7 protein-coding genes and 1 other RNA gene are annotated in these 7587 nt (G+C 65.9%); 2 read left to right on the plus strand and 6 right to left on the minus strand.

Features of this window, described 5'->3' with window-relative positions; genetic code table 11:
* Position 1: 1 nt before the first annotated feature.
* From WBG56_RS07955 to rnpB, 4 genes are all read right to left on the minus strand, one after another.
* A complete protein-coding gene (locus tag WBG56_RS07955; protein ID WP_424267018.1) occupies positions 2 to 1072 on the minus strand; it encodes a branched-chain amino acid ABC transporter permease in 1071 nt (356 codons plus the stop codon).
* A gap of 4 nt (positions 1073 to 1076) precedes the next feature.
* Positions 1077 to 1784, minus strand: a complete 708-nt coding sequence (locus WBG56_RS07960) for an ABC transporter ATP-binding protein (protein WP_424267020.1) — start codon at positions 1782 to 1784, stop codon at positions 1077 to 1079.
* The gene (locus tag WBG56_RS07965) at positions 1765 to 2595 is read right to left on the minus strand and encodes an ABC transporter ATP-binding protein (RefSeq protein WP_424267022.1); all 831 of its coding nucleotides are present in this window, start codon (positions 2593 to 2595) and stop codon (positions 1765 to 1767) included. The genes WBG56_RS07960 and WBG56_RS07965 overlap by 20 nt, the downstream gene beginning before the upstream one ends.
* 194 nt (positions 2596 to 2789) lie before the next feature.
* Positions 2790 to 3191: RNase P RNA component class A (gene rnpB, locus WBG56_RS07970), an RNA gene on the minus strand.
* Positions 3192 to 3343: 152 nt separating this feature from the next.
* Here rnpB and WBG56_RS07975 point away from each other — a divergent pair.
* A complete protein-coding gene (locus tag WBG56_RS07975; protein WP_424267024.1) occupies positions 3344 to 5188 on the plus strand; it encodes an ABC-F family ATP-binding cassette domain-containing protein in 1845 nt (614 codons plus the stop codon).
* Positions 5189 to 5256: 68 nt separating this feature from the next.
* On the opposite strand, the gene pyrC is transcribed toward WBG56_RS07975, so the two are convergent.
* Positions 5257 to 6342 carry a dihydroorotase gene (pyrC, locus tag WBG56_RS07980; protein WP_424267042.1) on the minus strand — a complete coding sequence of 362 codons (1086 nt, stop codon included), beginning with the start codon at positions 6340 to 6342 and terminating at the stop codon, positions 5257 to 5259.
* 155 nt (positions 6343 to 6497) lie between these two features.
* Between pyrC and WBG56_RS07985 the strand changes: the two genes are divergently transcribed.
* Positions 6498 to 6770 (plus strand): SWIB/MDM2 domain-containing protein, encoded by a 273-nt coding sequence (locus WBG56_RS07985; RefSeq protein WP_424267026.1) that lies wholly within the window; start codon positions 6498 to 6500, stop codon positions 6768 to 6770.
* Positions 6771 to 6872: 102 nt separating this feature from the next.
* Here the strand turns inward: WBG56_RS07985 and WBG56_RS07990 are convergent, their stop codons facing one another.
* Complete coding sequence (locus WBG56_RS07990; RefSeq protein WP_424267028.1) at positions 6873 to 7241, minus strand: DUF4870 family protein; 369 nt, start codon at positions 7239 to 7241, stop codon at positions 6873 to 6875.
* Positions 7242 to 7587: the final 346 nt, after the last annotated feature.

Here is a 7587-nt window from a genome sequence, read left to right on the forward strand (position 1 = left end):
CCTAGCGTTGAGCGAACAGCCCCTGGGGCCGCATCAGCAGCACAAGGACCATCAGAATGAACGCGACGGCCGGCCCGTAGGCCGGATTCAGGAAGGCCGAGGTCAATTGCATGGCCACCCCGATGATGATGGCGCCGACCAGGGCGCCCCAGGCGCTGCCGATCCCCCCCATGATGACGGCGGCAAACAGCGGCAGCAGCAACACGAAACCCATGTCCGGGCGCATCTGGGACGCCAGGCCGTACATGACGCCGCCGACGGAGGCGAGCGCGGCCCCGATGGCCCAGGTCCAGGCAATGACCTGCTCGGTATTGATGCCGCGCACCTGGGCCAGATCGGGGTTGTCCGCGGTCGCCCGCATGGCCTTGCCGATGCGCGTGCGCGTCAGCATCCAATATAGAAGGACCACCAGGATCAGGGCCAGGGCGAAGACGAACAACTGATCGGCCTGCAGGCGCAGCCCCAGAGGCAGGGACAGCGCGGGATTGGATCGCCCCGAATAGTAAAAGTGGAAATCCGACCCCCAGATCAGATAGACGATGCCGCGCAGCAGGAATTCCATGCCCAGCGACGCCATGGCCAGCAGCACCAGCGGCGACTGGTGCTTGCGCAAGGGACGATACAGCAGCCGGTCGATCACGATGGCCACGATGGCGGTGACGACCGCCGCCAACGCCAGGCCGACCAGCAGTTCCCACCCGAAGGAAAAGCGCCAGATCGGATTGGACTGCGGCAGAGTCAGCACCACGCCGTAGGTGACGTAGGCCCCCAGCGTGAGGAATTCCCCATGGGCGAAATTGGGGAATTTCAGGACCCCATAGCAGAGGGTCAGGCCGATGCCCCCCAGCGCGATGATGCCGCCCAGCATCACGCCCCATGCCGTCAGGGACAGCATTTCCTGGGCATTCGTCCCGGACAGCCAGCCGGCGACCCACATGCCGGCCAACACCAGCGCCAGCACGCCGCCGACGAAGCGGGTGCTGCGCGCGCCTCCGGTATCCCGCGCGTCGACGGCGGCGGTCGGGGAATCCAGGGGTGTTTCAGAGACTGCGGACTGCGCTGAATCGACCATCGGTTCACCCCCCCAGATAGAGACGCCCGACATTGGGGTCGTCGAGCAGATCGCGGCCGGAACCCTCGTGACGGTTCTCGCCATTGGCCAGGACATAGCCGCGATGAGCCATGCTCAAGGATTGCCGGGCATTCTGTTCGACCATGAGCACGCCAATGCCGGTTTCATTGATGCGCGCGATGCGCTCGAAGATTTCGTCCACCAGCTTGGGCGACAGGGCCGCCGTGGGCTCGTCGAGCAGCAGCAGTTTGGGATTCATCATCAGGGCGCTGCCCATGGCGACCATCTGCCGTTCCCCGCCTGACATCTTGCCCGCCAGTTGCCGACGGCGCTGCCGCAGTTTCGGAAACATGTCATAGACGCGGGCCTTGTGATCGGCAAGGTCCGCCTTGCCCAGCGGGAACGCGCCCATTTCCAGGTTTTCTTCCACGGTCAGCGACGTGAAGACGTTGGCCACCTGCGGGACGTAACACATGCCCAGGCGCACGATCCGATGGGGAGCCACCTGGGTGATGTCATGGCCATCGAAGCTGATCGACCCCTGGCGGGGATGCAGCAGCCCGAAGATGGTTTTCATCAAGGTGGATTTGCCCGCCCCATTGGGCCCGATGATGGAAACGACCTCGTCGGACTCGACCTCGATGGACAGGCTGCGCAGGATCTCGGTGTCTCCGTATCCCGCGGTCACGGCATCAACCTGCAGCAGCGGCATATTGCCCTCCCAGGTAGGCTTCCAGCACAGCCCGATTGCTGCGCACGGATTCGGGGTCGCCCTCGGCCAGCTTGCGGCCGTCGCTCATGACAATCACGGGGTCGCAGAGGCTCATGACCATGTTCATGTCGTGCTCGATCAGCAGGAACGTGATGCCGCGATCACGCGCCAGGGCCTGGATGTTGGAGATGATGCTTTGCAACAAGGTGCGGTTGACCCCGGCAGCAGGCTCGTCGAGCAGGATGATCTGCGGATCGGCCATCAGCATCCGCCCCATTTCCAGCAGCTTTTTCTGGCCGCCCGACAGATTGGCCGCATATTCGTGCTGCACGTGCGTCAGCTGCAGGTAGTCCAGGACTTCGCGGGCCTTGAGCAGATTGCGGGATTCTTCCGCCCGCACCTGCCCTGGGCGCAGCATCGCATTCCACCAGTGTTCCCCCGACTGGCCCGCCGGCACCAGCATCAGGTTTTCCAGGACGCTCATGGTGCCGTGTTCGCGGGGGATCTGGAAGGTGCGGCACAGGCCGCGGGCGAAAATCTGGTCGGGACGCAAGTGGCCGATATCCTGGCCATCGAGCACGATGCGCCCCGAATCGGGCGGAATGAATCCGGTGATGAGGTTGAAGACGGTGGTCTTGCCCGCGCCATTGGGGCCGATCAGCCCCGTGATGGTGCCGCGCTGCACCTGAAAGGAACAATGGTCCACGGCCCGCAGGCCGCCGAAGCTTTTCGCCAGATCCCGGACTTCGAGCAATGGGGATTGCTGATTGTCGGAAGGCCCCGACAGGGATGATGCTGTCGAATCTGTCACCGATGTCTCCTGCTGGATTTCCAGGGTGGGAATCCCGCCGGCGTACCTGCCACGTGCTTCTGCACAGGCCGTCGGTTCGAAAGGTGTTGCCAGAGTATCACAGCCGGCGCGGCGGCCGTATGCGCATAATTCCCTATGGCCGCCCGCCTCGCGGCCGGCATGCGCCCCGGATACGCGAGGTGGCGTCGTGAAAGAAGCGGAACAGATCTATAGGCCGGATTTTGTACGCCGGGTCGCCCCGGCGGGCAATCATTCCTCTGGTCGATCCATTGCTGGATCGCTCTAGCCATCTACCCGCATGCTCGGGCGGGCCGCCCTGTCGGCACGAAGCCGGCGCATGCCTATTTGATGTTGCTCCCGATAGAGGTTGCCGCGTTTCACCCTGCCACGCCCTGCGCGGCCAGGCCGGCAGGCAGTACGGAGTGGCCGTACCGGAGTGCCGCCCGAAAGCGGCACCCGCGTGGCAGACTCGTCTCTGTGGCCCTATTCCTCGGCTTGCCCCGTAGGGATCGCCGGACGGCCGTTAGCCGCTATCGCGCCCGATGGAGTCCGGACCTTCCTCGATGCCTTGGCACCGCGATTGCCCGATCTGCCCCGCCCCGGCATTGTACGGCAAGCCGCGCCCCACTACGCAACGGCGTCGGCGCGGGCAGCGCCACCGTCAAACTGCGACAATAGGGGGTGGCCCGCCGCAATGTCCTTGCCGGCCGGCCGTCGCCCTGACCTCTCCGATCCCCGTTCCGCCCTTATGCCCGACACGATTCTCGCCCTGAACCAGGCCCAGCTGGCCTATGGACACCATCCCCTGCTCGACCATGCCGACCTGGCGCTCCTGGCGGGGGAACGCATCGGCCTGATCGGCCGCAACGGCGCGGGCAAATCGTCCCTGTTGCGCATCCTGGATGGCCGCACCCTGCTGGACGACGGCGAGATCCGCCGGCAAAAGGGCCTGCGCATCGCCACGGTGGAACAGGAACCCGAGCTGCCCGAAGACCAGACGGTCCTGCAGGTCCTCAGCGGCGACATGCTGGCCTCGGAAGACTGGTCGCGCAGCGCCCGGGCGGCGGCCCTGATCGACACCCTGGGACTGGACCCCGACCTGCTCATCGCCGGATTGTCGGGCGGCACCCGCAAACGGGTGGCCCTGGCCCGCGCCCTGGTCGAGGAACCCGATCTGCTGCTGCTGGACGAGCCCACCAACCACCTGGACTTCACCGGCATCGCCTGGCTGGAAGACTTGCTGGCCAAGTCCCGCCTGACCATCGTGCTGATCACCCACGACCGGCGCTTCCTGGACGCTGTCGCCACCCGCATCATCGAACTGGATCGCGGCCAGCTGTTCAGCTTCCCGGGCAACTTTTCCGCCTGGCAGGCCCGCAAGGCCCAATGGCTGGAAGCCGAGCAACAGGCCAACGCCCGCTTCGACAAGCTTCTGTCCCAGGAAGAGGTCTGGATCCGCAAGGGCGTCGAAGCCCGCCGCACCCGCAACGAAGGCCGCGTCCGACGCCTGGAAGCCCTGCGCCGCGAACGCGCCGCCCGCCGGGACCAGCAGGGGCAGGTCCGCTTCGCCCTGGCCGACGGCCAGCGCTCCGGCAAGCAGGTGGCCGAACTCCAGAACGTCACGCACGGATACAGCGGCCATACCCTGATTCGCGACTTCAGCACCCTGATCCTGCGCGGCGACCGGATCGGCCTGATCGGCCCCAACGGCGCCGGCAAGACCACGCTGCTGCGCATCCTGCTGGGCGAACTGCAGCCGGACCAGGGCGCGGTGCGCCTGGGCACCAATCTCTCCATCGGCTATTTCGACCAGATGCGCGACCGCCTGGACGAATCCGCCACTTTGGCCGACACCATCAGCCCGGGCAGCGAATGGGTGGAGATCGGCGGGCAGCGCAAGCACGTCATGAGCTACCTGGAGGACTTCCTGTTCCCGGCCGCCCGCGCGCATTCCCCGGTGTCCAGCCTGTCGGGAGGCGAACGCGCCCGCCTGGCCCTGGCCCGCATGTTCGCCCAGCCCCATAACGTGCTGGTGCTGGACGAACCCACCAACGACCTGGACATCGACACGCTGGAACTGCTGGAAAGCCTCTTGCAGGACTATACGGGGACCGTGCTGCTGGTCAGCCACGACCGCAGTTTCCTGGACAATGTCGTCACCCAGACCATCGCCGCCGAAGGCCAGGGGCATTGGCAGGAATACGTGGGCGGCTACGCCGAATGGGAAGCCCAGCGCCCGCGCTCCGAACCGGGCGGGGCCGACGCAGCCCGTGCGGCAACGACGTCCGGGGAATCCGGCAAGGCCGCCGCGCCCGACCTGGCGGACGCCCCCGCGCCGGCCGGCCAGCCAGCCCGGGCTCGCAAGAACCGCCTGGCCCCCTGGGAGGCCGAGGAACTGGACGGCCTGCCGGACCGCATCGCCGCGCTGGAAGCCGAGCAGGCGCAATGGGCAGCCGCCCTGTCCGCGCCGGACCTGTACCGCGACGGATCCGCCGAGGCGGAACGCATCCAGCAGGCGCTGGCGACGGTCGGTGAGCGCCTCGACGCGCTGTTCGAACGCTGGGCCGCATTGGAAGAAAAGCGCGGCGACTGAGCAGCTGTGATCGCGCGCCTGCCGATCCGACGGCCGGGCCCGGCATCGAACCCCGCGCCCGGCCGATCCTACCTGGCCTGCAGCCGCCAGGCCAGGGACTCGCCCGCCGCCAGAGGAACGACCTCGTCACCGGCCAGCGGCAGCGCATCCGGAATCCGTTCCGGCACCCGCTCCAGCGTCAGGACGCCCTCATTGGGCGGCAGGCCATAGAAAGCCGGCCCGTTCAGGCTGGCAAAGGCTTCCAGCCTGTCCAGGCGGTCAGCGGCCTCGAAGGCTGCGGCATACAGGGCCATGGCGTGACGGGCGGTATAGCAGCCCGCGCAACCGCAATCCTGCTCTTTCGCGCCCCGCGAATGGGGCGCGCTGTCGGTTCCCAGGAAAAACCGGGCATCGCCGCTGGTGGCGGCATCGACCAGCGCCAGCCGATGGCGTTCGCGCTTGAGCACCGGCAGGCAATACCAATGGGGGCGCAAGCCGCCCTTGAAGAGCGCATTGCGGTTGTACAGCAGATGGTGGGCCGTGATCGTCGCCGCGACCGGTCCGGAGGCCTCGCGCACATAGGCCACCCCATCGGCTGTCGTCAGGTGCTCGAAAACGACCTTCAGGGCCGGATACGCCTGCCGCAGCGGCCGCATCACCCGATCGATGAAGACCGCCTCACGGTCGAACAGGTCGACGTCCGGGTCCGTGACTTCCCCGTGCACCAGCAAGGGCATCCCGCAATCCTGCATGGCGTCCAGCGCGGCGCGGCAGTGCTTCAGCAAATCCGTCACGCCGGCATCGGAATGCGTCGTGGCCCCGGCGGGATACAGCTTCACGCCATGGACCAGGCCGGACTGCCTGGCCCGGCGGATTTCCTCCGGGGGCGTATTGTCGGTCAGGTACAGCGTCATCAAAGGCTGGAAGGCGCCATCCGGCACCCCTGCCTGGCGCAGGGCCGCCAGGATTCTGTCCCTATAGGCCTGCGCATCCGCCGTGGTCACGACGGGCGGCTTCAGGTTCGGCATGATGATGGCGCGGCCGAATTGCCGGGCGGAATCCAGGACCACGCTTTGCAGCACGGCCCCGTCGCGCAGATGCAGATGCCAGTCATCGGGGCGCGTCAGCGTCAGGGTCCGCGGGCCGCCCGCATCGCGGGCCGACCCAGGCTGCAGGGTCGCCGGAGGCGCGGAGGGCGAACGGGTGAAGTGGCTCTCTTGGGTCACAGACTACATTCCTTAAAAATTTTTCACGGCTTCGCTTTGTCTTTGAGGGAAACACGCGGTAAGCTTCGGGGGCTATTCACTCAATCAAGTAGGAGCCTGTATTCATGGCAACCACCGAAAAATCCGGACGCAAGCCCAATGCGGCTTTCATGAAGCCCCTGACGCCTAGCGCCACCCTGGCCGCGGTTATCGGCAAAGACGCCGTTCCCCGCACCGAAGTGACCAAGCGCATCTGGGACTACATCAAGAAGCACGACCTGCAAGACCCGGCAAATCGCCGCAACATCAATGCGGATGCCAAACTGCGTCCCCTGTTTGGCAAAGACCAGGTATCGATGTTCGAACTGACCAAACTGGTCAGCCAGCATCTGAAATAAGCGGAATTCGGGTCGGGTCCGCCCGGACTCGACGGCGGGCGATCCCACGGGGCGCCCGCACCGGACGAGCAGGCCGATATCCGGCCGCTGCCTCATCTGGGGCTACAACCCCGGCAGCGGGGTTTCTCCGGCGCAATGCGCCAGCCAGCCCTTGGCCAGGCGATAGATGATCCAGACCATGGCCACCACGCCTGTGACGAAGCCGACGAAGATGAACGCGGCCAGGGCGCTGAGTACCAGCCACAGCAGGCCCCACCAGAACGTACGGATGATCCAGTCGATGTGGCCGGCATAGACCGTGCCCACCATGTCGCCTCGTTTCAGATAGGCCAGGACGACAGCCGCGACGGCGGCAGCCCCCAGGAATCCCGCAGAGAGAATCCCCACCGCGAACAAGGCATACATCAGATGAATGAGCTGACGTTGCGTCAGCCCTTTGTCGGTATCGGGGGTATCTTCGCCTTGAGTCATGAAACCTCCTGCTGGGAGCGCCTGCGCGCCGCTGTTCAAGTGGATTTCATTCTAACCTGCTTTCACAGGCAGTAATTGGATCTTGAGCCGATTCCGGGCGATCCGGCGCCCGAAAGCAAGGCCCCCACGCGGCGCAGCCTGTGTGCTGATCGACCAGCTCGGGAAGCTGTTCTAGGGGTGGCGTCCAAGGCCGCCTGCTGCAGGCGGCCCGGGGCCCCGCGGCGCGCGGTTGCGCAGCGGGCGATATCGTTGGTCTTGCTTTGGTTTTACCCAAGACAAAGCCCCTGCAGAGAGACTCTGCAGGGGCTTTGCGGTATAAAAGCCTGACGATGACCTACTTTCACAG

The organism is Castellaniella sp., assembly GCF_049671645.1.
Classification (GTDB): domain Bacteria; phylum Pseudomonadota; class Gammaproteobacteria; order Burkholderiales; family Burkholderiaceae_B; genus Castellaniella.

Bases quoted from the DNA above. Each gene is read 5' to 3' on its own strand.
- WBG56_RS07955 (WP_424267018.1), bottom strand. From the start codon at position 1,072: ATGGTCGATTCAGCGCAGTCCGCAGTCTCTGAAACACCCCTGGATTCC.
- WBG56_RS07960 (WP_424267020.1), bottom strand. From the start codon at position 1,784: ATGCCGCTGCTGCAGGTTGATGCCGTGACCGCGGGATACGGAGACACC.
- WBG56_RS07975 (WP_424267024.1), top strand. From the start codon at position 3,344: ATGCCCGACACGATTCTCGCCCTGAACCAGGCCCAGCTGGCCTATGGA.
- WBG56_RS07985 (WP_424267026.1), top strand. From the start codon at position 6,498: ATGGCAACCACCGAAAAATCCGGACGCAAGCCCAATGCGGCTTTCATG.
- WBG56_RS07990 (WP_424267028.1), bottom strand. From the start codon at position 7,241: ATGACTCAAGGCGAAGATACCCCCGATACCGACAAAGGGCTGACGCAA.